Origin of the sequence: Streptomyces genisteinicus (genome assembly GCF_014489615.1) — a bacterium.
In the GTDB taxonomy this organism is placed as follows: domain Bacteria; phylum Actinomycetota; class Actinomycetes; order Streptomycetales; family Streptomycetaceae; genus Streptomyces; species Streptomyces genisteinicus.
Genome location: NZ_CP060825.1, coordinates 2,611,609 through 2,631,835 on the forward strand (window position 1 = coordinate 2,611,609; position 20,227 = coordinate 2,631,835).

The following is a 20,227-nucleotide window of genomic DNA, read 5'->3' on the forward strand; positions in this document are numbered from 1 at the left end:
CGCCCGCCGGTGCCGCGCGCCGGTCGCCCGGGGGGACGTCGGGGCTGCGGGGGGTGCGGGGGGTGCGGGGGACATGCGGCTCGGGACGCGTCACCCTCCCATTGTCCGCCCCGCTTGCACTTTGGCAACAGCGTTGCTTAAGTGGCCGCATGACTGGTCCCGGCACTCCCCTCCGCGTCGGACTCGTGGGCTACGGCCTGGCGGGCTCCGTCTTCCACGCCCCGCTGATCGCCACCACCGACGGCCTCGTCGTCGACACGGTGGTCACCTCGCGCGAGGAGCGCAGGGCCGAGGCGCGCGCCGCGCTCGGCGACGGCGTCCGGTTCGCCGCGTCGCCGGACGAGCTGTGGCAGCGGGCGGACGAGCTGGACCTGGTCGTGATCGCCTCGCCGAACCGGACGCACGTCCCGATCGCCTCCGCCGCCCTCCGGGCCGGCCTCGCCGTCGTCGTGGACAAGCCGATCGCCGGCAGCGCCGCGGAGGCCCGGGAGCTCGCGGCCCTCGCCGACGAGCGCGGCCAGGTGCTCTCCGTCTTCCAGAACCGCCGCTGGGACAACGACTTCCTCACCCTGCGGGGGCTCCTCGCCGACGGCGAGCTCGGCGACGTCCAGCGCTTCGAGTCCCGCTTCGAGCGCTGGCGGCCCCAGCTCAAGGGCGGCTGGCGCGAGTCGGGCGACCCGGCCGAGATCGGCGGGCTCCTGTACGACCTGGGCAGCCACGTCGTCGACCAGGCCCTGACCCTCTTCGGCCCGGCCGTACGGGTGTACGCGGAGTCCGACGTGCGCCGGCCCGGCGCCGAGGCGGACGACGACACCTTCATCGCGATCACCCACGGCAGCGGTGTCCGCTCCCACCTGCACGTCAGCGCGACGACGGCGCAGCTCGGCCCCCGGTTCCGGGTTCTCGGCTCGAAGGCCGGGTACGTGAAGTACGGACTCGACCCCCAGGAGGCCGACCTGCGCGACGGGAAGCTGCCGGCCGCGGGCACCCCGTGGGGCGTGGAGCCCCGGGAGCTGTGGGGCCGTCTCGGCGCCGGGGAGTCCCCCCTGACCGGCGGGGGCGCCCCCGTCAAGACCGTGCCCGGCGACTACCCGGCGTACTACGCGGCGGTCGCCGCCGCCGTGCGCGGCGAAGGCCCCGTGCCGGTGACCGCCCTGGAGGCGGCGGCCGCACTCGACGTCCTGGAAGCAGCCCGCCGTTCCGCACGGGACGGCGTGACCGTGGAGATCAGCGCATGAGCGACAGCACCCCCACCCCCGCCCGCCCCCAGGAGCACCTCTCGGTCGCGGAGATCGAGGAGCAGGAGCGGCGTCTCACGCTGAGCCGCTTCTCGAACGGCGACGCCTGGAAGCTCGGCAGTCTGCTGGTCGAGATGGGCCATCTGCGTCAGGCGCCGGTCGCGATCGACATCCGCCGCGGCCCGCAGCAGCTCTTCCACTGCGCCCTGCCGGGGTCCAGCGCGGACAACGACGCCTGGATCGACCGCAAGCGCCGGGTCGTCGAGCGGTACGGCGTGAGCTCGTACCTGGTCGGGGCACGGCACCGGGCCAAGGGGACCACGCTCGAGGAGTCGTCCCGGCTGGACCCCGACGCCTACGCGGCGCACGGCGGCTCGTTCCCCATCGCCGTCGAGGGCGTCGGCGTCATCGGCTCCGTGACGGTGTCCGGGCTCCCGCAGGCCGAGGACCACGCGATGGTGGTGGAGGCGCTGGAGCGGTTCGCCGCACACCAGGACGGCGGCAGCGGGGTCGCGGGCCCGCCGTCCTGACCGGTCCCGGACGTCCCGGCTGCCCCGGCCTGCGGGGCCGGCCCGTGGGACCGGTCCCGGCCGGATGCCGTCGGCCGGATCGGCCGGATGGGCCGAAGCCTGCCGGGTGGATCTCCACGGGCCCCGCGAAGATCCACCGGACAGGGCCTGACGGCCTCCCCGGCCGGTCGGGGAGGCGCGGGCACAGGCGCGTCGCGGGTCAGGCGTCCTTGAGTTCCTGCCGCTGGCGGCCGAGTCCGTCGATCTCCAGTTCCACCACGTCGCCGGCCCGCAGATAGGGCTTGGGCTCGGGATGCCCCATGGCCACTCCGGCCGGGGTGCCCGTGTTGATGACGTCGCCCGGGTGGAGCGTCATGAAGTGGCTGACGTAGCGGACGACCTCGGCGACCGGGAAGATCTGGTCGGCCGTGCGGCCGTCCTGCCGGAGCTCGCCGTTCACCCACAGGCGCAGGCCGAGGGCCTGCGGGTCCGGCACCTCGTCCGCGGTCACCAGCCACGGGCCGAGCGGGTTGAACGTCTCGCAGTTCTTGCCCTTGTCCCAGGTGCCGCCGCGCTCGATCTGGAACTCGCGCTCGGACACGTCGTGGGAGACCGCATACCCGGCGACGTAGGAGAGCGGGTCCTCGTCGTCGGCGACGTAGCGGGCGGTGCGGCCGATGACCACCGCGAGCTCGACCTCCCAGTCGGTCTTGCGGCTGCCGCGCGGCACGAGGACGGTGTCGTCCGGGCCGACGACCGTGTCCGACGCCTTGAGGAAGACGACCGGCTCGCCCGGGGGCTCGGCTCCGGTCTCCGCGGCGTGGTCGTGGTAGTTCAGCCCGATGCACACGACCTTGCCGACCCGGGCGAGCGGCGGCCCGACGCGCAGACCCGCGGGGTCCAGCTCCGGCAGCTCGCCGGCGGCGGCCGCGGCCCGTATCCGGTCGAGGGCGGCGGCGTCCTGGAGCAGCGCCCCGTCGATGTCGGGGACGAGTCCGGACAGGTCACGCAGGGTGGCCAGGTCTCCGTCCCCGTCGAGCAGTGCGGGGCGCTCGGCGCCCGCCGTACCGACACGCAGCAGTTTCATCGTTTGTCTCTCCCGGTCGCTGGCGACCCCGGACCGACAGGTGCGGCCGTCGGAGGATCGGAGGCTTGGTCGATCCTCCAAGGCAGCCGACCACTCCGCAAGACCCTGTTCACAACCTGGACCGTTACGCGCCGGTAGCCTCCGGGCCGTTCCCGTCCGGGTCCCCCTGGGCCCGCCTCCCTCAGGTCGTGGCGGTGAGCGCGCCCGCCACCGGCATGTCCCGGTAGAGGAACACCCGCTCGACCGCGCTCCAGGTGGTGCTGGTGACCACGTACAGCGCCGCGGCCAGCGGGACCACGGCGACGGTGATCAGCGTCGCGAACGACATCAGCGGCATGACCTTCAGCATCGCGCCCATGCCCGGCACCGCCTCCCCCGTGGCCGCCGGGGCGGACGCCATCTGCTGCCTGGTGCGCCGGAAGTTGAAGGTGGCGACGGCCGCGACCAGCAGGAACAGTCCCAGGTACACCAGTCCGGCCCCGCCGAACACCCCGCCGTCCGCGAGGGCGTCCGCCCAGCGTCCGCCGAGCGGCGCGGCGAAGAGGTCGTGGGTCAGCAGCTCGTTGGGCTCGCCGCCGATGCTGCTGTTCGAGAACAGGTGGTAGAGGAGGAAGAACGCCGGCAGCTGGAGCAGCGACGGCAGGCAGCCGGAGAGCGGCGACACCTTCTCCTTCGCGTACAGCTCCATGGTGGCCTTCTGAAGGCGCTCCGGGTTCTTGCCGTGCTTGGCGCGCAACGCGGCGAGCTGCGGCGCGAGCCGCGTGCGGGCCTTGGCCCCGCGGGCCGCGGCACGGGACAGCGGGTGGACGGCGAGGCGCACGAGGGCGGTGAAGACGACGATGGCGGCGGCCGCGGCCGAGGCGGCGAACAGCGGCTCCAGCAGGTCGGCGAGCCGCTCGACCAGCGTGGCGAAGACGGACATGGGTGAGCCCTCCGGGGGTCTCGTCGTGCCGGGAACGGGGACGTCGATCGATGGCGTCCATCGATGACGTGGCGGCATGACGGCCCGAAGGGGCGTGTCCGGGTGGGTGCGGAGCGGTCCCTACGCGGCCGTCGGAACGAGACGGCCGGGAGCTCGGGGGCGCCGGCGCCCGCGGGCGTCGGGATCGCGCTGCGGGAGGAAGGCGGTGCGCTTCTCCCGGTCGCGCAGGGCGGTTCTGACCCGGGTCCATGGGACGGCGGGCGCGCAGCGGGCGCTGATGACCGCGCAGACGACGAGCGCGGTGGAGGCGGCGGCGGTCGCCGTGGCGGCGAGCGCGACGGCGGCGACGAGGCCCTCGCCGTCGACGAGGGCGAACTCGACGAGGAGGAAGAACAGCAGCCCGGTGAGCCGGGCGAGGCGGGGGGTGCTGCGGAACATCGCGTACGCCCTCCGTCCGTCCCGTGGTGCCGGCCGGCTGCCGGCCCGTCCGGGGGCTCCGCGGAGATGCCGCGGCCCGGATCGCTTCCTCTGCCGTTATACACGAACGGACGCACGAAAAGGTTGCCGTCACGCGGCGGAGCCGGGTCCCGGCGGGGGAACCCGGGGCGGAGGGCGGTCGCCCGCGGCCGGTGCCGGGCCTTTGTACGGTGCCGCGCTCTTGCCGGTGCCCGGGCCGGACCCGCGCCGGACGGGCACCCGAACCGGACCGCGCACGCCGACCATCCCGCGCACCGGCACCGGTACGGCACCGGACCGCCACCGGCACAGACCCGCGCACGCGCCCACCGAACGGGACCGCGCACGCGCACCCGGACCCGGACCCGGACCGGCAACGGCACCGCGCGCCGCACCCGCACCCGCACCCGCACCCGCACCCGCACCCGCACCCGCACCCGCACCCGCACCCGCACCCGCGGAAAAACTTCCGGCGCCGTGTCATCCGCACCCGCCCCCCACCGCGTTGTGAAGGGTGGAGAGGCGCCCTCCTCCGTGTTCACCCGACTCCGCAGGGAGATGGCACATCCATGAGACGGATGACGAGACACATGGCAGCGGCGGCGGTCCTGACCGCCCTCGCGGGGGCGCCGACCGTCGCGCACGCGATCGGTTCCGGGCCGGTTCCACCGGCAACGGCACGGCCCTCGGCGGCCGTCGCCGACCGGGCCGCGGCGCACGCGACGCCCGCCCCCGCGGCGGACCGCCCGGCCACGGGGGTACGGACGGTCCGGCCGGGGCAACGGGTCGAGGCCGCCCCCGGCGTGCGCCTGTGGCTCACCCGCGAGGGCAAGCACTGGGCGCTCCCCGGCGAACCGGCCCAGTTCCGCAGCGTCACCGACGGCAACATCGACCCGAGCGTGCCCGGGGTCAGCCTCCAGGCCGAGCCCGTGGGCACCCCCGGCGACGGCTACTACTTCCTCTCCGGCCTCTGGTACGGCAGCCGGGCGGCGGCCCGCGTCGAGGTGGTCACCGCCGACGGGACCTCGGCCGCCCGCATGGTGACGCTGCCCGGCCGCAAGGGCTGGGGCGCCTGGTACACGAGCACCCCCCTGCCCGGCTCCGGCTCCGGCTCCGGCTCCGGGGACTTCGTCCACCGCGTGACGCTCTACGATGCGGCGGGCAACGAACTGGCACGGCTCGGCCTGCGCTGACGCCCGGGGCCCGCGACCGTCCCCCGCCGGCCGGGCCCCTCCCGCGTGACGTGCCGCCCGTCCTCCCGTCCCCACGCCGAAGGAACCGCGAGCCGTGAAGCAGGACCGCAACGAGGAGTTCGCCGAGTTCGCGGCGGCGGCCTGGCCGCGCCTGGTGCGTACCGCCACCCTGCTCACCGGGGACTTCCACGAGGCGGAGGACCTGGTGCAGACGACGCTGGCCAAGGTCTGGTCCCATTTCCGGCGCATCCCGCGCGACGAGATCGACCTCTACGTCCGCCGGGCGCTGATCAACAACAACATCAGCCGCACCCGGCGGCGGCGGGTCGTCCACCTGCTGATGCCGTTCCTGCCCGAATCCGCCCACCGCGTCCAGCCCGACCACTCCGATACGGCCGAGCGCCGCGCGGTGGTGCTCGGGGCACTGCGGGCACTGCCCGCACGACAGCGCGCGGTGGTCGTCCTGCGCTACTGGGAGGACATGGGCGAGCACGACATCGCGCGGGTCCTCAACTGCTCGGTCGGCACGGTCAAGACCCACGCGCGGCGGGCCCTGCGCACCCTGCGCGACCAGCCCCTCCTCGCCGAGGCGCGCACACCCTCCGGCCCGCGGGGCACCCCGCCCGGCTCCGGCACGCCGTCCACCTCCACCGGCCCCGCCTCCCCCGGCCCCTCCTCCCCCGGAGCGCATCGATGACCACCCCCAGCGGCGACGGCAGCGGCCTGCGCACGGTGCTCGCCGAGACCGCCCTCGACATCACCCCCTCGCCACCGCCCCTCGATTCGATCGCGCGCCGGGCCCGCGCCCGCCGGCACCGCAGGGCCGCGGCCCTCGCGGCGAGCGGAGCGGCACTGCTGGCCGCCCCGTTCGTCATCGCCTCCGCGCAGCGCGCGTCCACGCCCGACCACGCGGCCGTGCCGCCCGCGGCCGTCAGCAGCCCGCCGCCGTCCGTCTCCCCGACCCCGTCACGGCCCCTCTCCCCCGTACGGGTCGTCGAACCGGGCGAACGCGTCACCGCGCCGGGGGGCGCCGAACTGTGGCTGACCGAACAGGGCAAGCACTGGGCGCTGCCCGGTGAACCGGCGCAGTCCCGCAGCGTCACCGACGGCAACATCGACCGGCGCGAGCCGGGCATCAGCATGCAGCAGGAGGGAGCCTTCCTCTCCGGCCTCTACTACGGGGCCGACGGCGTGGCTCTCGTCACTGTGACCACCGCCACGGGACCCGTCACCGCCTCCCTGCTGACCCTTCCGGGCCGGCCCGGCTGGGGCGTCTGGTACGCCACGGTCGCCACCGGCGGCACCGCCGTCGACGAGGTGACCATGGCGGACGCGTCCGGCCGGACGCTGCACTCCCTGCCCCTGCGCTGAACCCGGGGCGCCCCGGACGCCCCGGGCCCACCGGTCAACTCCGCGCGACCCGAAAGGCGCTGGACGCCTCACCCGAACCGGGGCTCCCCGGCCCACCCGCGTACAGCAGTACGGTGTGGTCCATGCGCCCCGACACGCCTGCTGACCACACCGCCGAAGCCGAGCGCCTGCTGCGCACCGCAGCGCAGTACCCGGAGGACGACGAACAGCTGCTGCTCCAGGCCGCGGCACACCTGGAACTCGCCGGCGACCGCGAGCGCGCCTCCGGCCTCTACGACCGCCTGCTCGCCGACGAGCCCGACCACCCCGAGCTCGTCAAGGCCCTCCAGGCCGCCAACCTCTGGGAGTACGGCCACGAGGCCGAGGCCCGCGCCCTGATCGCGGGCGTCCGCATCGCCGCCCCCGCACAGGCGGCGCCCTGGGAGATCATCGCCGAGACGCTGGAGTCCCACGACGAGCTGGAGGCCTCGCACGAGTGCTTCTCCGAGGCGCTGGCGCTGCTGCTCCCCGAGGACGACGAGGTCCCGTACGCGGCGCAGTCGCTGCTCGCCGGGCGCCACCGGGTGCGGCGGATGCTGGGCCTGCCGCACGACGACCACGACGCCCTCGCGGACCGGGTCCACTCCACCCGCACCCCGGACTTCAGCCTCGACGAGCTCCACGACCCGAAGCGCCTGTGGGCCCTCGGCTCCGACAACCCGGCCGAGCTGACGGCGGAGATCGCCCGCCTGCGCTCGGAACTCGGCTCCTACCGCTCGGCGCTCTCCCGGCCGTTCCCGGTCGCCGTGCTGCACTGGCCGGCCCGCGAGCTCGCCGAACTCCTGGAGGCGTACCCGGACCTCGCCGTCGAGTACCCCTCGCACGAGGCCCACCTCACCGGCATCGAGTCCTCCCTGCGCGACCTCGCGGCCACCGGCACGGAGAACCTCGGCATCGTCACCGCGACCGTCCCCTCCTACGAGGCCTTCGCCGCCTCCGAAGCCTCCTCCCCCACCAACACCGCCCTCCTCCCCCAGTACGCCACCACCCTCGCGGCCCGCGGCCGCGCCCTCCCGTGGCCGCCGGCGAAGTCGGCGAGCTGCTGGTGCGGGTCGGGGGACGCGTACCGGGGGTGCCACGGGGGGTAGAGGCCCCTGCGTTCTGGTGACGGGTCTTCGCAGCATCCGTTGCGAAGACCCGCCACTCAGCGACGGAATCCCTTCGAGCCTGTCGGCGCTGCCTGATATCACTGGCGGGACGCCAACGGGGAGGGAACGCGATGCCAGGTCCCATCGAGGCCGCTGAGCCGGTGACCGGTCTGTACGAGCAGTTGGTCACGCTTCGGGTGGAGAAGCAGCTCCAGCAACTCGACGGAGAGCGCTGGCGCGCTGTGGACGGCGAGGTGGGGGCGGAGTCGGGGCCGCATGTCATGGCCCGTCATGTCGCAGAAACGACCCGGCGTGTGCTGGAACGCCTTCCTGTGGAAGAGCGGGTCCATGCGGCCAATCACATCCTGGAGTCCATGAGCACCATCGACGGTGCCCGTGAGTGGGTAGACCTGGTCGCAGACGGCCCCCGGCAGCTCCTCGCCATCGCGGAGAAGCAAGCCGAAGGCGTATACGCGTTGCGCCCGGTGACTCCCCTGTCCGACGCCTCTCTCATCACCAATTCCCCCGGCGACCCGAGCTTCGGTGTCGAATTGCGGGCAGAACTGGCCACCGCCGATCGCGTCGATCTCCTCTGCGCGTTCGTGAAATGGCACGGCCTGCGGGTGATAGAGCAGTCGTTGGAGGCGGCCCACGCCCGGGGTGTGCCCATGCGGGTCATCACGACCACCTATATCGGGGCAACCGAGCGCAGGGCGCTGGACAGGCTGGTGCAGAAGTACGGCGCCGAGGTGAAGGTCAACTACGAGTTGCGCTCCACCCGGCTGCACGCCAAGGCATGGCTGTTCCGACGGAACAGCGGCTACGACACCGCCTATGTCGGCAGCTCCAACCTGTCGAAGGCCGCCCTCCTCGACGGCCTTGAGTGGAACGTGCGGTTGTCGTCCATTGCCACGCCCGATGTGCTGCGCAAGTTCGAAGCCACCTTCGATGCGTACTGGAGCGAGTCGGCTTTCGAGTCCTACGACCCGGCTCGAGACGGAGCCAGGCTGGACGATGCCCTGCGACAGGCCGGACGGGGCACCGGCATCCGCGCGGACGGCAGCCATGCCATCACGCTCTCGGGCCTGGAGGTGCGTCCCCACCCGTACCAGCGGGACATGCTGGAACGGCTGGAAGTCGAGCGCACGGTGCACGACAGGCACCGGAACCTCTTGGTCGCCGCCACGGGAACGGGCAAGACGGTCATGGCGGCACTCGACTACAAGCATCTCGTCCGGCAGCACGGGAGGAAGCTCCGGCTGCTCTTCGTCGCCCACCGGCAGGAGATCCTGCGCCAGTCGCTACGGACGTATCAAGACGTCCTCATCGACGCCAATTTCGGTCAGGAGATGCACAGTGGCATGGTTCCCACCGACTGGGACCACGTCTTCGCCAGTGTGCAGTCGCTGAACGCCCGGGCGCTGGAGCAGATCGCACCCGACCACTTCGACGTCATCGTGATCGATGAGTTCCACCACGGCGTGTCACCGACCTACCAGCGCATCATCGACCACTTCACCCCTCGTGAGCTCCTGGGCCTCACGGCCACTCCCGAGCGTATGGACGGCCGGAACGTCCAAGACGAGTTCTTCGACGGTCGCATCGCGGCGGAGATGCGGCTCTGGGAGGCACTGGAGAACGAGCTCCTCAGCCCCTTCCACTACTTCGGGATCACCGACTCGACGGATATGAGGGCTGTCGCCTGGCGGCGTGGAGCCTATGACTCAACCGCCTTGAGTGACGTGTTCACCGGCAATAAGGCACGCGCCCGCCTCGTGGTCAAGGCGGTGCGGGACAAGGTCACAGATCCGAGCTCCATGCGGGCGCTCGGCTTCTGCGTCTCCGTGGCCCATGCCGAGTTCATGGCCGAGTTCTTCCGGGCGGCGGGGCTCGCGGCGGAGGCTGTTTCAGGCGAGACGCCGCGCGACCGGCGCAAGTCCGCACTGGACGACCTTCGGTCCGGCATACTCCAGGTGATCTTCTCGGTGGATCTCTTCAACGAGGGATTGGACGTACCGGACGTGGACACGCTGCTCCTGCTGCGCCCGACATCCAGCGCCACCGTCTTCCTTCAGCAACTCGGACGCGGGCTGCGCCGCAGCGAAGACAAAGCCGTCCTCACCGTGCTCGACTTCATCGGGCACCACCGCGCAGAGTTCCGTTTCGAAGAGCAGTTCCGAGCGCTGACGAATCTGACGCGCAACCGACTTCTCGACCATATAGAGCACGACTTTCCGCAGCTTCCCTCCGGCTGCCAGATCATCCTTGAGCGCAAGGCCAAGGACCTGGTCATGAGCAACATCCGTAGCCAGATCGGCGTCAACGTCACCCAGCTGGCCCGAGAAGTCCGGCAGTACGCAGAACCGCAGCTCGCCGGCTACCTCCGCGAAAGCGGGCGCGAGCTCAGGGAGCTCTACCGCGGTAGCGGCACCTGGACCGGCCTACTGCGCAGGGCAGGACTCCTGTCCACCGCCGCACCCGAGGGCGAGGCCGCGCTACTCAAGCGCGCCTCGGCGTTCCTCCATGTTGACGACCCACATCGCGTGGCGACCTACTCCCTCCTGCTGTCGGACGATGCGCCTGCTTACGCGGACCTGGATGCGCGAGAGCAGGCGTACGCCCGCATGCTCTTTTTCTCCGTCTGGCCGCTTGGCGGCCATGCGAGCTATCAGGAGGGGTTGGACTCCTTGCGGCCGCAGGCCGCATTTCGGGATGAGCTACGCCAAGTACTGGCATACAACCTCGCCCACACTGACCACGTTCCCGTTCCCCTGCTCGGCGAACTGGCCGGCCTCCCACTGACCATTCACGCCACCTACAGCCGAGAAGAGATCCTGCCCGCCTTGGGCCAGTCATTCATCGGCGGCTTCATGCCCGGGCACTTCCGTGAGGGAGTGAGGTGGTGCGAGAGCATCGGCACGGACGCCTTGCTGATCACTCTCGAGAAAGACGAGAAGGACTTCTCCCCGCAGACGCGCTACCACGACTACGCACTGAACGACCGCCGCTTCCACTGGGAATCCCAGAACCAGACATCCGAGACCTCCCCCACTGGAGTGCGGTACCGGACCCACAAGGAGCTCGGAACCCACGTCCTCCTCTTCGTGCGCCGCTACAAGAAGACCGACATCGGCGGCCCGCAGCCCTGGATGCTCCTAGGCCCGGCCGACTACGTCGAGCACAAGGGGAGTAAGCCGATGGGCATCACCTGGGAACTCCAACACCAGATGCCTGCGGACGTGTGGTCGTACTCGACCATCGCGGCGAGTTAGCGGGGACGGCCTGGAGGCCCCTACGTCGCCACTTCACCATTCCCCTGGGCCCGGTCCAGCGCCTCGTCCGGGTCGCAGCCGTGGGCGCGGAGCCAGAGGAGGAGGTCGGTGATGACGGCGATCGCCGACTCCTCGGCCATGGCGACGCTCAGGCGGGTGCGCGGCGGGTCGGTGGGGTGGCGGACGGAGCCGTAGAGGCCGATCAGGGCCTCGGCGCGGGTGACTCCCGGGGTGGGGACGTGGCCGTCGGGGGCGGTGAGGCCGGTGGCCAGTTCGCACCAGGTGACCTTGGAGTCGGCGCGGAGGATCACGCCCCAGCGGTCGGCCGCGGCGTCGACGAGGGCCATGCCCCGGCCGCCCTCCGCGTCGGGGCCGGCCGCGAGGAGGGTGGGGAGGGCGCGGGCGTCCGGGTCCTGGACGTCGAGGCGCAGGAAGGTGCCGTTCATGGAGACGGTGAGCGTGGTCGGCGTCAGTTCGCCGACGTGGCGGATCACGTTGGAGACGAGTTCCGTGACGCAGATCGCGGCCGCGTCGATCACGTGCGGGATGCCCCACTGACGGAGGCGGAGACCGATCAGGCGGCGGAGGGCGGCGAGTTCGCGGGGCTCGGCGAGGAAGGGCAACTCCCATGCTTTGCGGCGCACTTCGCTTCGGCATGCGTTCAGGTCCATGAGTCCGCTCCGGCTCGCTCCGAGGTGCCGCCCGACGGCCGGGCGCGCTAACGTTCAGTGAACTCAACGGCACAGCGGGTGGACATCGCCCGGATCGGCCGAGTGGTTGAAATTCCTGAATCTCCAGGAGGCGCCTCATGCGTGCGCGTACACCGAACCAGGCACTCGCCGAACTGATCGCCGAAGCCCGCTGGACGAACGGCGAGGTCGCCCGGGCCGTCAACCGGGTGGGAGCCGAGCTGGGGTTGGCGCTGCACTACGACGACTCCGCGGTGTGCCACTGGCTGACGGGCACGACGCCGCGCAAGCGGGTGCGGCCGGCGCTCGTGGAGGCGTTCTCGCGGCGCTTGTCCCGGCCGGTGACGGCAAGGGAGTTCGGCTTCGAGGGCGAAGGGGGTGCCGCGCTCGGGGATCCGGATACCGTGACGGGACTCGTCGAACTGGGGAGCGTGGACATGGATCCGTCCCGCAGAGCCGTACTCGGCAGCGCCGGTCTCTACTCGGTCGCGGCACTCGTCCCTGGGTTCACCGATCTGGTGGGCCGCTTCGCGTCGCACCGCCGCAACCCGCATCAGCGCATCGGCCAGGGGGAGGTGGACGCCGTCGTCGCCATGTCGGAGCGGATCAGCGAGATCGACGACATGTTCGGGGGCCGCCACGCCCGCCCGATGGCGGCGGCCTTCATGGTCAACACCGTGGCCCCGTACCTCAAGGCGGAGGGGCCGGAGCGGGTGCGGAAGGCGATGCTGTCGGCGGCCGCCGACCACTGCTACCTCACGGGCTACATGGCGATGGACGAGCGCGCCGACGGTCTCGCCCAGCGGTACTACACGAAGGCGCTGGAGCTGGCGGGCGGCGCGGACGACCACCTCACGTACTGCACCACTCTGCGCGGCATGAGCGTGCAGGCGGTGGATCTGGGGCACGGCGCGAAGGCCCTCGAACTCGCGGATGCCGCCGCCGCGGCGTCACCGCAGGCGGGGCCGCGGATGCTGGCGTTCCTCGCGGGCCAGCAGGCGCATGCCGCCGCGAGGACGGGTGACCGGGTGACGGCGCTGCGGCGGCTGCACGAGGCGGAGGCCGCGATGGAGCGGGCGGAGACCAGACAGACCGCCTTCCGCTCGTACGACCCCGCCGCGCTGAAGTACCACGTGGGACAGGTGCGGTACGAGCTGGGGGATGTCGCCGGGTCGGTGGAGGCGTTGGAGGAGTCGAATCGGCTGCGGGAGCCGGTGTATCGGCGAATCCGTGCCATTCGGGAAGCAACGCTGGCGGAGCGGAAGCTGCGGCTCGGGCGGCTGGAGGAGGCGTGCGTGGACTGGCACGGGATGCTCGACGACTACGCGCACGTCCGCTCGGGGCGGTGCGACGACCGCTACCGGGCGATGGTGTCCGCGATCCGCCCGCACCTGCGCAACCGCCACGCACGCGAGCTGTACGAGCGGGCACTGCCGCTGGCGCCCGTGGCCTGACGGGCTAAGCTCCATGCCTCCCGTGCCCTTCGCCCACCACTTCACCGGCGGCTGGGAGGTCCTGCTCACCCTGTGCGCCGACGACTTCACCGAACGGACTCACGTCGACAGCTGCACGACCACCTCTGATAGAGCGTTTCATCCTGGCGGGGGCGTTTGGTGCCTAGGGCGTTGTCGCTGCTTGGGGGGCGGACCGTACCGACGTGTGAGGATCCGCCTGTGGAGTGCGATGTGTGTGGTGCGGCGATGTGGCGGTGGCCGGTGCCGCCGACAGCGTGGGAAGAGGAGATCTGGTCCTGTTCCTGGTGCCATGCCGCCACCCATGTAGGCGGCGAGTGGTTCGAGATCTCGCGACCGCCATACCTGCCCATAGAGATGCGCTGGGAGAGGGCCGTCGCGAACGGCCGTCCCGCTGGCGCCTCTCACGCTTTCGGCATCTTCGACAGGACGCTGTGCGGTATTCAGGAAGCTGGCATGTCGCCGTCCGACCACTGGTGGCTGCCGGAACGGGAGGACGCCTGTGGCGCCTGTCGGGAAGCGGCGAGTGTCATCGACGACCGCTGGCCGCAGGCGATGAGAGGTGCGGACGCGCGGGTCAGCGTGGCCCGGCGGCTATGAGTCCTTCCAGTTCGGAGTCGACTCTCGGGTGAGCCTGCGGCTCATGAGGTCGACCATCGCCACCTTGATCATGGCTTCGGATCGGTGAGGGTGGGTCTCGTAGTCGCGGGCGAGGCGGCGGTGATGCATGAGCCAGCCGAAGGTCCGCTCGACGACCCACCGCCGCGGAATCACCTTGAAGCCCTTCTGGGCAGGATCGCGGCGGGTGACTTCGACGTCGATGCCGAGGCGTGCACCGTGATCGATGACCTTTGTGCGGTAGCCGGTGTCGGCCCATGCCTTGGTGCTGCGGGGGTGATCGGCGGCGATGTTCGAGAGCACATGGATGCCGTCGGCGTTGTCGGAGACGCTGGCGGCGGTGACCAGCACGGTCAGGAGAAGGCCGAGTGTGTCGACGCCGTTGTGGCGTTTGCGGCCTGCGATCTTCCTGCCCGCGTCGATGCCCTGGCCTGACACGGGGACGTTCGCGGAGGTCTTGATGCTCTGGGCGTCGAGGACGCAGGCGCTCGGCTCGGCGTCCCGGCCCTCAGCTTCCCTCACGAGCCGGCGGAGGAGGCTGTTGAGCTGCTCGAAGACTCCGTCCTTCTGCCATGCGGCGAAGTATCTGGGGACCGCGCTGAGCAAGGACGGTCAGCACGACTATGCGACCCGCGTGATGCTGGCCGCGACCCGCGACTTCGAGGACCTCGCCGAACCGGAGGACTGGTCGGTGGCCCATCAGAAGATCGCCTTGGCCCACCGAGGGGCCGGCGACCTCTCCTCCGCCATGCACTTCATCACCGTCGCCCGCGGCACCGCCACCGCTGACGCCCCCATGCAGCGGGTCCGTCTGGACACCGCCCACGGACACATCCTGCTGAGCGACCCCGCGACCCGCGATGATGGCCTTCACGTCCTCGACAAGGCCGCAACCATGGCCGCCCGCTTCGGGCTGTCCCACCAGCTGGCCAGCATCGAGAACATCAAGGCCATGAGCACGGGGTCGGCCGGCCCCGCCAGCCGGTGACCAGGGAGAGAACAGGCGTGGGCGATAACCAGCAGACCATCACCGAAGACCAGTGGCGCCGGACCAAGGTGATCTGGGACTACCACCTCATGGGCCAGCCACTGCGGCCCGCCGACGTGGCGATCGGCCTGGGCAGCCACGACCTCGGCGTCGCCGCGGCTGCGGCCGACCTCTATCACCGCGGCCTGTTCCCGAAGCTGGTCTTCACCGGTGGCAACAGCCCCACAACGAGGGCCCGCTTCCCGCGCGGCGAGGCCGTCCACTTCCGTGAGCACGCTCTCGAACTCGGCGTCCCCGACTCCGCGATCCTCGTCGAGCCGAACGCCGCGAACACCGGCCAGAACATCACCCTCACCCGCGACCTGCTGGCATCCGTCGGCGTCGTCCCGGCGAGGGTGATGCTGGTCTCCAAGCCCTATATGGAGAGGCGGTCCTTCGCCACCGCCCGGAAGCTGTGGCCCGACGTCGAGATCGTGTGCGCGTCGGAAACCCTGGAGCTGGACGACTACTTCAAGAGCATCGGCGACGAGAAACTCGTGGTGGACATGCTCGTCGGCGACCTCCAGCGAGTGATCGAGTATCCGAAGCAGGGCTTCGCCATCGCCCAGGACGTCCCGGAGGACGTGCATGCCGCATACGAGTCGCTCATCCGCGACGGCTTCACCAGCCGCCTCATCTCCTGACCAGCCAACGACTTCTGGTTGTTCGACGGGCGACTCGTCCAGTTCAACGTGTTCGACGGCAAGGGCCGTTGGATGCATACCGACCAGACCGATGATCCTGCCGTTGCCTCGCGGTGCGCGCAGGCGTTCGGGGCGGTGTGGGAGCGTGCGATCCCGCACGAGCTGTACGGCGTCTCACCCTAGGGTGCCGCCGGCGAGGTGCCCAAGGCGGCTGCCAGGCGCTCGTGTTGGGCGCGGTTGATGCCCTGCGCGATGCGGAGCCCGTTGCGCGGGCTGAGGGGGCCGTCGCAGCAGAGGACGCCCTCCCAGGGCGCGTCGGTGGTGCCGCTGAGAGGTGAGGCGGAGGGGAGGGCCCAGCCGGCCGGGGACCAGAACGGGTTGTGGGCGAGCAGGACGGACGCCAGGGCCGGGGCCTCGCCGGCCGGGGTGCCGGTGGCGGTCAGGGAGGCGGCGACCTGGGCGGCGGCGTCGTCGGGGAGGTCGGTGTCGCCGAGGACGGGGAGCAGGAGCAGCAGGCGGGCGTGCGGGTCCTGGACGCCCGGGGCGGCGGCGTCCGGGGTGTGGGCGATGTGGCGGAGTTCGGGCCAGGCGAGCCCGGGGCCGGCGGGGTGGCCGTCGATCGTGGCGAGGTGGCCCTGCCGGCCGGCCCACTCGGGGTGGGTGACGAAGAACTCCACTCCGGCGTCGTCGTCGAAGTTGCGGTAGAGCACGACCGCCGTGTGGCCCCCGCCGAAGGGGATCCGGAAGACGGGCCAGCTGTCCTCGTCCATGACCGTCTCGAACGCGGCGTCGGCGTCGGCCGCGTCGGCGCCGAAGGTCTCGGGTCGGGTGCCGGAGGGGCAGAGCACCCCCAGGTGGCAGAGCCAGAAGCCGGGCAGCGTCAGCAGGTCCTCGCCCGCCACGAGCGGGTCGTCGGACTCGGGGTCGTATCCCTCGATGAGCATGGGTTCAGGGTGCCGGACGGGTACGACATCGCCGCCGTCAGGGGGATCAGGCGACGGACTCGACGCCGTCCTTGACGAGGGTGCCGTCGGCGGCGACGGCGAACCATTCGCCGTCCAGACCCTGGCCGTTGACGTCGCCGGGGAGCACGTCGCCGACGTAGTAGTAGAGCGGCCAGTCCCCGTAGACGGCCTGGTCGGCGCCCTCGCCGAGCCGGGTCTCCCCCAGCAGGGCGGGGTCGGCGGTGCCGGTGGCGGTGAGTTCGGCGGCCGAGGTGAACGCGGGCCAGACGGCGATGCAGTCGGCGTCGCAGCTGGTCGTGCCGGGCTTGTCCTTGGTGAAGGCGTAGAGGGTGCGGCCGTTTCCGTCGACGAGGATCGGGCCGAGGCCGGACTCGGCGGTGGTGACGGACGCGGGGGCCGCCTCCGAGCCGGATCCGGATCCGGATCCGGATCCGGGTGCGGGGGCCGGGTCGTCCGCGGCGGGGGCGGGTTCGGAGGCGGCGGGTGTACCGGCGGGGGCGCTCGCGCCGGCGTCGCCCTGCCGCGCCGGCGGGGAGGCCGGGCCCGCTCCGTAGCCGGAACCGCCCGAGTCCTCGCAGCCGGTCGCGGCGAGCAGCGCGAGAGCGGCCAGCGCGGCCGCGAGAAACGGCCTGATCCGGGCCGGGTGGGGGGTGCCGCGCATGGTGGACTCCTCGTTCGCGGTGGGGCGTGGGCCGGTTGCGTACGGCGGGAGGTACGGGGCGCGACGGCAAGCCGTTCAGGCCGGTGCGCCGGGTGGCCCGGGTTGAACGGGGGTCGGGCGGCGCGCGTACTGGACCCCGACCGACGGCCGGACGCGCCGCTCTCAGGACGCGGCCAGGGGACGCGGCCCGGCCCCGACGGGAGGACCTTCCCATGCGTACGTTCCGACTCCGCCGCCTCTCCGTGCCCGCCGCGCTGGTGGTGCTGGCCGCCGCTGCCGGGGCGGTGGCCCCGGCAGCGGCCCACGACGGGCACGGCGGGGGCCGAAGTCCCGACCGGGCCGAGGCCGCGGCGTTCACCACGAAGAACACCGGCCGCGCGGTGACCTTCGCCGTCGTGATGACCGGCGCGCACGAGGTCCCGGAGAAGGGCGGTCCCGCCGTGAACGACCCGGACGGGAAGGCCGTCGCGCTGGTGAAGGTCAAGGGCGACCGGATCGTCTACGCGATGCAGTGGCAGGGGTTCGTGCCCAGCCAGGGCCACATCCACCAGGGTGCGGCGGGGCGGAACGGCGAGGTGCGGGTGGAGCTGTTCGGCACCGCCATGCCGGACTCCGTCCACTCGGCGGCAGGGCACGGGACGATCGAGGACGCGAAGCTGGCCGAGCGGCTGCGCGCGCATCCGTCCGGCTTCTATCTGAACCTGCACAGCGCGGAGTTCCCCGGCGGCGCGGTGCGCGGGCAGCTGAAGCGGCTGAAGCGGAACATCAACCCGCTGCACATCATCAAGGGCGGGAAGCTGCGCGCGCTCTCCAACGGCGTGCAGGAGGTGCCGGTGACGGATCCGGCCAAGGTGGGCGACGACGACGGCTTCGCGGTGACGTTCCTGCATTCGTCCGGGCGGTCCGTGGACTTCTCGCTGGCCTGGGTGAACATCCAGCCCCCGCAGGCGGCGCACATCCACCGGGGCACGTTCGGGACGAACGGGGACGTCGTGCTCGGACTGCTCGACAAGCCCGTGCCGGATGGGGTGTTCGCGGTGTCCGGGCGGCTGGAGCACCAGCACAAGGGGCTGCTGAAGGAGATCCGGGAGACTCCGCGGGAGTTCTACTCCAACATCCACACGGAGAAGTTCCCGGACGGCGCGGTGCGCGGGCAGCTCCTGCGCTAAAGGAGACGGCGCGCGGCGCCTCCGGTGACGGGCGCCCGGTGACCGGGGTCCGGAGCGGGGCGGGTGAAGGGGGCGGTGCAAGGGTGAGGCGGTGCGGCGGCGGTGGAGGCCGCCGGGGCCGGGGGCGCGCTGTCCGCCCACGAGTGGGGCGGGGCCTTCGGGGTAGGGCGCCCGGAATGGAGATTCTCTGGCTTTCCGCGCACCCCGAACCCGCCTCCCTCACCGCGCACCTGCGACGCGAGGGCATCCGCGCGGCCCGCGCGCTCGGTCACACGGTCACCGAGTCGGATCTCTACGCCATGGGCTGGGACCCCGTCGTCACCGCCGCCGACTACCCGGACCACACCGGCCGTCTGCTCGTCGCCGACGCCTCCCACCAGGCGCTCGCCACGGGACGCATCGCCCCGGAGGTCCACGCCGAGCAGGAGAAGCTGCTGCGGGCCGACGCGCTGGTGGTCCAGTTCCCGCTGTGGTGGTACGGGCCGCCGGCGATCCTGAAGGGCTGGTTCGACCGCGTCCTGGTCAAGGGCCTCGGCTACGGCACGGGCGAGCGCTACGGAGCCGGGGCGCTCGCCGGGAAGCGAGCGCTGACCGTGGTCACGGCCGGGGCGCGGGGCACGTCGATGGCGCCCAGGGGCATCCACGGCTCACTGACGCAGATCCTGTGGCCGCTGCTGCACGGCACGTACTTCTACACGGGCATGGCGGCCCTGGAACCCCTGCTCGTCCCGTCCGCCGACCGCATCGACGCCGAGCACGCCGGCCGGGCGGCGGAGCGGCTGGCGTCCCGCCTGGCCACGCTCTTCACGGAGACCCCGCTGGCCTACCGCAGCGAGACCGGCGGCGACTACGACGACGATCTGGTCCTCCACCCCCATGTCGCCCCCGGCGACGTCGGCCTGGAGGCGCACGATGCGGGTGCCCGGCGCTGAGGCGGAGATCCGGGGCGGAGGTCCGGGGTAAGGCCCGCGGAGGTACGCGGAGGTCCTTGCCGGCGGGGAGGCCGGCTCCGCCGAGGGGGCCGTCGCACGCGTGCCGGGCCCGGTGACAGGATCGGACGCACGGGCGGGACGCACGGACGACCGGGCAGCACGAACGGCCCCGGACGACCGCACGGCCCAAAACGACCAGGCCGACCAGGACGACCGGGACGGCCCGGACGGCGACGAAAGGCGGCGGCATCATGGCAGGGGTTCCCGCGGCAGCGGTGGCGGCAGGCGGACTCGTGGGCGGCTACGCGCTCGCCCGCTTCACGGGGAAGCGGCCCCTCGGCGGCGTGGCGCTCGCCGCGGCCGGGGCCGTCGCCGCGCGCCAGTGGCACCGGGACGCGGGAGCGAGGGCGGCCGCCGGGCTGAGCGCCGCGTACCTCGCCGCGTTCGCGGGTTCGCACCCGCTGGCGAAGAAGGTCGGCGCGTGGCCTGCGGTCCTCTCCGTGGCCGCGGGCGTGGCGGTGGCCTCGGCGGCGGTGTCGCGCGGACAGCGCTGAGGATTCGGCCCGACGCGGCTGAACGCCACGGCTCCCGCGCCCGTACTGAAGGGCACCTCCCCTGGAGGCGCTGGGCGCGGGACCGTCAGGCAGGGACCGGTCGCGCGCCCGGCGCGTCCGCCTCCGGCGGCCGAGACGCCGGCTGCCCAGTGGCTACGGGCCCGGGCACCCCGGCCGGCCGAGGACCAGAACGACCGGAACGACCGGGCGGGACTCCGGCGTCCCGAGAACGGGAACGGGACGACCGCGTGGGCTCCGCTCACCCCCGGCACCCCGGCACCCCGGCGGCCGAGGACCGGAACCGCCGGAGCCGGCTCCGGC

At 72.4% G+C, this 20,227-nt stretch carries 19 protein-coding genes and 3 pseudogenes; 15 read left to right on the top strand and 7 right to left on the bottom strand.

Annotation, left to right across the window (positions count from 1 at the left end; translation table 11 throughout):
• Positions 1 to 149 precede the first annotated feature (149 nt).
• Positions 150 to 1,238, top strand: coding sequence for a Gfo/Idh/MocA family oxidoreductase (locus IAG43_RS11390; protein WP_187740634.1), 1,089 nt, complete (start codon positions 150 to 152; stop codon positions 1,236 to 1,238).
• Entirely contained in the window at positions 1,235 to 1,768 is a 534-nt protein-coding gene (locus IAG43_RS11395) for a heme-degrading domain-containing protein (protein ID WP_187740635.1), read from the top strand. Before IAG43_RS11390 ends, IAG43_RS11395 begins: the two co-directional genes overlap by 4 nt.
• Before the next feature lie 199 nt (positions 1,769 to 1,967).
• Here IAG43_RS11395 and IAG43_RS11400 read toward each other — a convergent pair whose 3' ends face one another.
• The 3 genes from IAG43_RS11400 to IAG43_RS11410 form a co-directional block, all read right to left on the bottom strand.
• Entirely contained in the window at positions 1,968 to 2,834 is an 867-nt protein-coding gene (locus tag IAG43_RS11400; protein ID WP_187740636.1) for a fumarylacetoacetate hydrolase family protein, read from the bottom strand.
• Between the two features lie 181 nt (positions 2,835 to 3,015).
• Entirely contained in the window at positions 3,016 to 3,756 is a 741-nt protein-coding gene (locus IAG43_RS11405) for a YidC/Oxa1 family membrane protein insertase (protein WP_187740637.1), read from the bottom strand.
• A gap of 120 nt (positions 3,757 to 3,876) precedes the next feature.
• Complete coding sequence (locus tag IAG43_RS11410; RefSeq protein ID WP_187740638.1) at positions 3,877 to 4,194, bottom strand: DUF6412 domain-containing protein; 318 nt, start codon at positions 4,192 to 4,194, stop codon at positions 3,877 to 3,879.
• 596 nt (positions 4,195 to 4,790) lie between these two features.
• Between IAG43_RS11410 and IAG43_RS11415 the strand changes: the two genes are divergently transcribed.
• From IAG43_RS11415 to IAG43_RS11435, 5 genes are all read left to right on the top strand, one after another.
• Complete coding sequence (locus IAG43_RS11415) at positions 4,791 to 5,405, top strand: hypothetical protein (RefSeq protein ID WP_187740639.1); 615 nt, start codon at positions 4,791 to 4,793, stop codon at positions 5,403 to 5,405.
• 94 nt (positions 5,406 to 5,499) lie between these two features.
• Complete coding sequence (locus IAG43_RS11420) at positions 5,500 to 6,102, top strand: SigE family RNA polymerase sigma factor (protein ID WP_187740640.1); 603 nt, start codon at positions 5,500 to 5,502, stop codon at positions 6,100 to 6,102.
• Positions 6,099 to 6,776 (top strand): hypothetical protein, encoded by a 678-nt coding sequence (locus tag IAG43_RS11425; RefSeq protein WP_246574260.1) that lies wholly within the window; start codon positions 6,099 to 6,101, stop codon positions 6,774 to 6,776. The genes IAG43_RS11420 and IAG43_RS11425 overlap by 4 nt, the downstream gene beginning before the upstream one ends.
• A 122-nt stretch (positions 6,777 to 6,898) precedes the next feature.
• Positions 6,899 to 7,903: a tetratricopeptide repeat protein gene (locus IAG43_RS11430; RefSeq protein WP_187740641.1), complete on the top strand. Its 1,005-nt coding sequence runs from the start codon at positions 6,899 to 6,901 to the stop codon at positions 7,901 to 7,903.
• Positions 7,904 to 8,034: 131 nt separating this feature from the next.
• On the top strand, positions 8,035 to 11,175 hold the full coding sequence (locus IAG43_RS11435; protein ID WP_187740642.1) for a DEAD/DEAH box helicase: 3,141 nt from the start codon (positions 8,035 to 8,037) through the stop codon (positions 11,173 to 11,175).
• 20 nt (positions 11,176 to 11,195) lie between these two features.
• Here IAG43_RS11435 and IAG43_RS11440 read toward each other — a convergent pair whose 3' ends face one another.
• Positions 11,196 to 11,846, bottom strand: coding sequence for an ATP-binding protein (locus IAG43_RS11440; protein ID WP_187740643.1), 651 nt, complete (start codon positions 11,844 to 11,846; stop codon positions 11,196 to 11,198).
• Between the two features lie 137 nt (positions 11,847 to 11,983).
• Here IAG43_RS11440 and IAG43_RS11445 point away from each other — a divergent pair, with 137 nt between their 5' ends.
• On the top strand, positions 11,984 to 13,318 hold the full coding sequence (locus tag IAG43_RS11445) for an NsdA family TPR-like regulatory protein (RefSeq protein ID WP_187740644.1): 1,335 nt from the start codon (positions 11,984 to 11,986) through the stop codon (positions 13,316 to 13,318).
• Positions 13,319 to 13,537: 219 nt separating this feature from the next.
• A complete protein-coding gene (locus tag IAG43_RS11450; protein ID WP_187740645.1) occupies positions 13,538 to 13,936 on the top strand; it encodes a hypothetical protein in 399 nt (132 codons plus the stop codon).
• Here IAG43_RS11450 and IAG43_RS11455 read toward each other — a convergent pair.
• Positions 13,931 to 14,539: pseudogene (locus tag IAG43_RS11455) on the bottom strand (IS5 family transposase); the annotation flags it as partial. The gene IAG43_RS11450 and the pseudogene IAG43_RS11455 sit on opposite strands and share 6 nt — an antisense overlap.
• On the opposite strand from IAG43_RS11455, the pseudogene IAG43_RS11460 reads away from it, so the two are divergent.
• From IAG43_RS11460 to IAG43_RS35115, 3 genes and pseudogenes are all read left to right on the top strand, one after another.
• Positions 14,529 to 14,942 (top strand): annotated as a pseudogene (locus tag IAG43_RS11460) (hypothetical protein); the annotation flags it as partial. The pseudogenes IAG43_RS11455 and IAG43_RS11460 overlap by 11 nt on opposite strands.
• Before the next feature lie 17 nt (positions 14,943 to 14,959).
• Positions 14,960 to 15,625, top strand: a complete 666-nt coding sequence (locus IAG43_RS11465) for a YdcF family protein (protein ID WP_187740646.1) — start codon at positions 14,960 to 14,962, stop codon at positions 15,623 to 15,625.
• Positions 15,626 to 15,637: 12 nt separating this feature from the next.
• Positions 15,638 to 15,808 (top strand): annotated as a pseudogene (locus IAG43_RS35115) (DUF6879 family protein); the annotation flags it as partial.
• Here the strand turns inward: IAG43_RS35115 and IAG43_RS11470 are convergent.
• Both IAG43_RS11470 and IAG43_RS11475 read right to left on the bottom strand, forming a co-directional pair.
• A complete protein-coding gene (locus IAG43_RS11470) occupies positions 15,805 to 16,569 on the bottom strand; it encodes a hypothetical protein (RefSeq protein ID WP_187740647.1) in 765 nt (254 codons plus the stop codon). The pseudogene IAG43_RS35115 and the gene IAG43_RS11470 overlap by 4 nt on opposite strands.
• A 46-nt stretch (positions 16,570 to 16,615) precedes the next feature.
• Positions 16,616 to 17,251, bottom strand: a complete 636-nt coding sequence (locus IAG43_RS11475; protein ID WP_187740648.1) for a COG4315 family predicted lipoprotein — start codon at positions 17,249 to 17,251, stop codon at positions 16,616 to 16,618.
• Between the two features lie 212 nt (positions 17,252 to 17,463).
• Here IAG43_RS11475 and IAG43_RS11480 point away from each other — a divergent pair, with 212 nt between their 5' ends.
• The 3 genes from IAG43_RS11480 to IAG43_RS11490 all read left to right on the top strand — a co-directional run bounded on the left by IAG43_RS11480 (position 17,464) and on the right by IAG43_RS11490 (position 19,906).
• Positions 17,464 to 18,420, top strand: a complete 957-nt coding sequence (locus tag IAG43_RS11480; RefSeq protein ID WP_187740649.1) for a CHRD domain-containing protein — start codon at positions 17,464 to 17,466, stop codon at positions 18,418 to 18,420.
• Between the two features lie 176 nt (positions 18,421 to 18,596).
• Complete coding sequence (locus IAG43_RS11485; RefSeq protein ID WP_187740650.1) at positions 18,597 to 19,352, top strand: NAD(P)H-dependent oxidoreductase; 756 nt, start codon at positions 18,597 to 18,599, stop codon at positions 19,350 to 19,352.
• 251 nt (positions 19,353 to 19,603) lie between these two features.
• Positions 19,604 to 19,906: a hypothetical protein gene (locus tag IAG43_RS11490; protein ID WP_187740651.1), complete on the top strand. Its 303-nt coding sequence runs from the start codon at positions 19,604 to 19,606 to the stop codon at positions 19,904 to 19,906.
• The last annotated feature ends 321 nt before the right edge of the window (positions 19,907 to 20,227 follow it).

Excerpts from the sequence above, each read along its gene's own strand:
- IAG43_RS11390 (WP_187740634.1), top strand. The coding sequence starts at position 150 with ATGACTGGTCCCGGCACTCCCCTCCGCGTCGGACTCGTGGGCTACGGC.
- IAG43_RS11395 (WP_187740635.1), top strand. The coding sequence starts at position 1,235 with ATGAGCGACAGCACCCCCACCCCCGCCCGCCCCCAGGAGCACCTCTCG.
- IAG43_RS11400 (WP_187740636.1), bottom strand. The coding sequence starts at position 2,834 with ATGAAACTGCTGCGTGTCGGTACGGCGGGCGCCGAGCGCCCCGCACTG.
- IAG43_RS11405 (WP_187740637.1), bottom strand. The coding sequence starts at position 3,756 with ATGTCCGTCTTCGCCACGCTGGTCGAGCGGCTCGCCGACCTGCTGGAG.
- IAG43_RS11410 (WP_187740638.1), bottom strand. The coding sequence starts at position 4,194 with ATGTTCCGCAGCACCCCCCGCCTCGCCCGGCTCACCGGGCTGCTGTTC.
- IAG43_RS11415 (WP_187740639.1), top strand. The coding sequence starts at position 4,791 with ATGACGAGACACATGGCAGCGGCGGCGGTCCTGACCGCCCTCGCGGGG.
- IAG43_RS11425 (WP_246574260.1), top strand. The coding sequence starts at position 6,099 with ATGACCACCCCCAGCGGCGACGGCAGCGGCCTGCGCACGGTGCTCGCC.
- IAG43_RS11430 (WP_187740641.1), top strand. The coding sequence starts at position 6,899 with ATGCGCCCCGACACGCCTGCTGACCACACCGCCGAAGCCGAGCGCCTG.
- IAG43_RS11435 (WP_187740642.1), top strand. The coding sequence starts at position 8,035 with ATGCCAGGTCCCATCGAGGCCGCTGAGCCGGTGACCGGTCTGTACGAG.
- IAG43_RS11440 (WP_187740643.1), bottom strand. The coding sequence starts at position 11,846 with ATGGACCTGAACGCATGCCGAAGCGAAGTGCGCCGCAAAGCATGGGAG.
- IAG43_RS11445 (WP_187740644.1), top strand. The coding sequence starts at position 11,984 with ATGCGTGCGCGTACACCGAACCAGGCACTCGCCGAACTGATCGCCGAA.
- IAG43_RS11470 (WP_187740647.1), bottom strand. The coding sequence starts at position 16,569 with ATGCTCATCGAGGGATACGACCCCGAGTCCGACGACCCGCTCGTGGCG.
- IAG43_RS11475 (WP_187740648.1), bottom strand. The coding sequence starts at position 17,251 with ATGCGCGGCACCCCCCACCCGGCCCGGATCAGGCCGTTTCTCGCGGCC.
- IAG43_RS11480 (WP_187740649.1), top strand. The coding sequence starts at position 17,464 with ATGCGTACGTTCCGACTCCGCCGCCTCTCCGTGCCCGCCGCGCTGGTG.
- IAG43_RS11485 (WP_187740650.1), top strand. The coding sequence starts at position 18,597 with ATGGAGATTCTCTGGCTTTCCGCGCACCCCGAACCCGCCTCCCTCACC.
- IAG43_RS11490 (WP_187740651.1), top strand. The coding sequence starts at position 19,604 with ATGGCAGGGGTTCCCGCGGCAGCGGTGGCGGCAGGCGGACTCGTGGGC.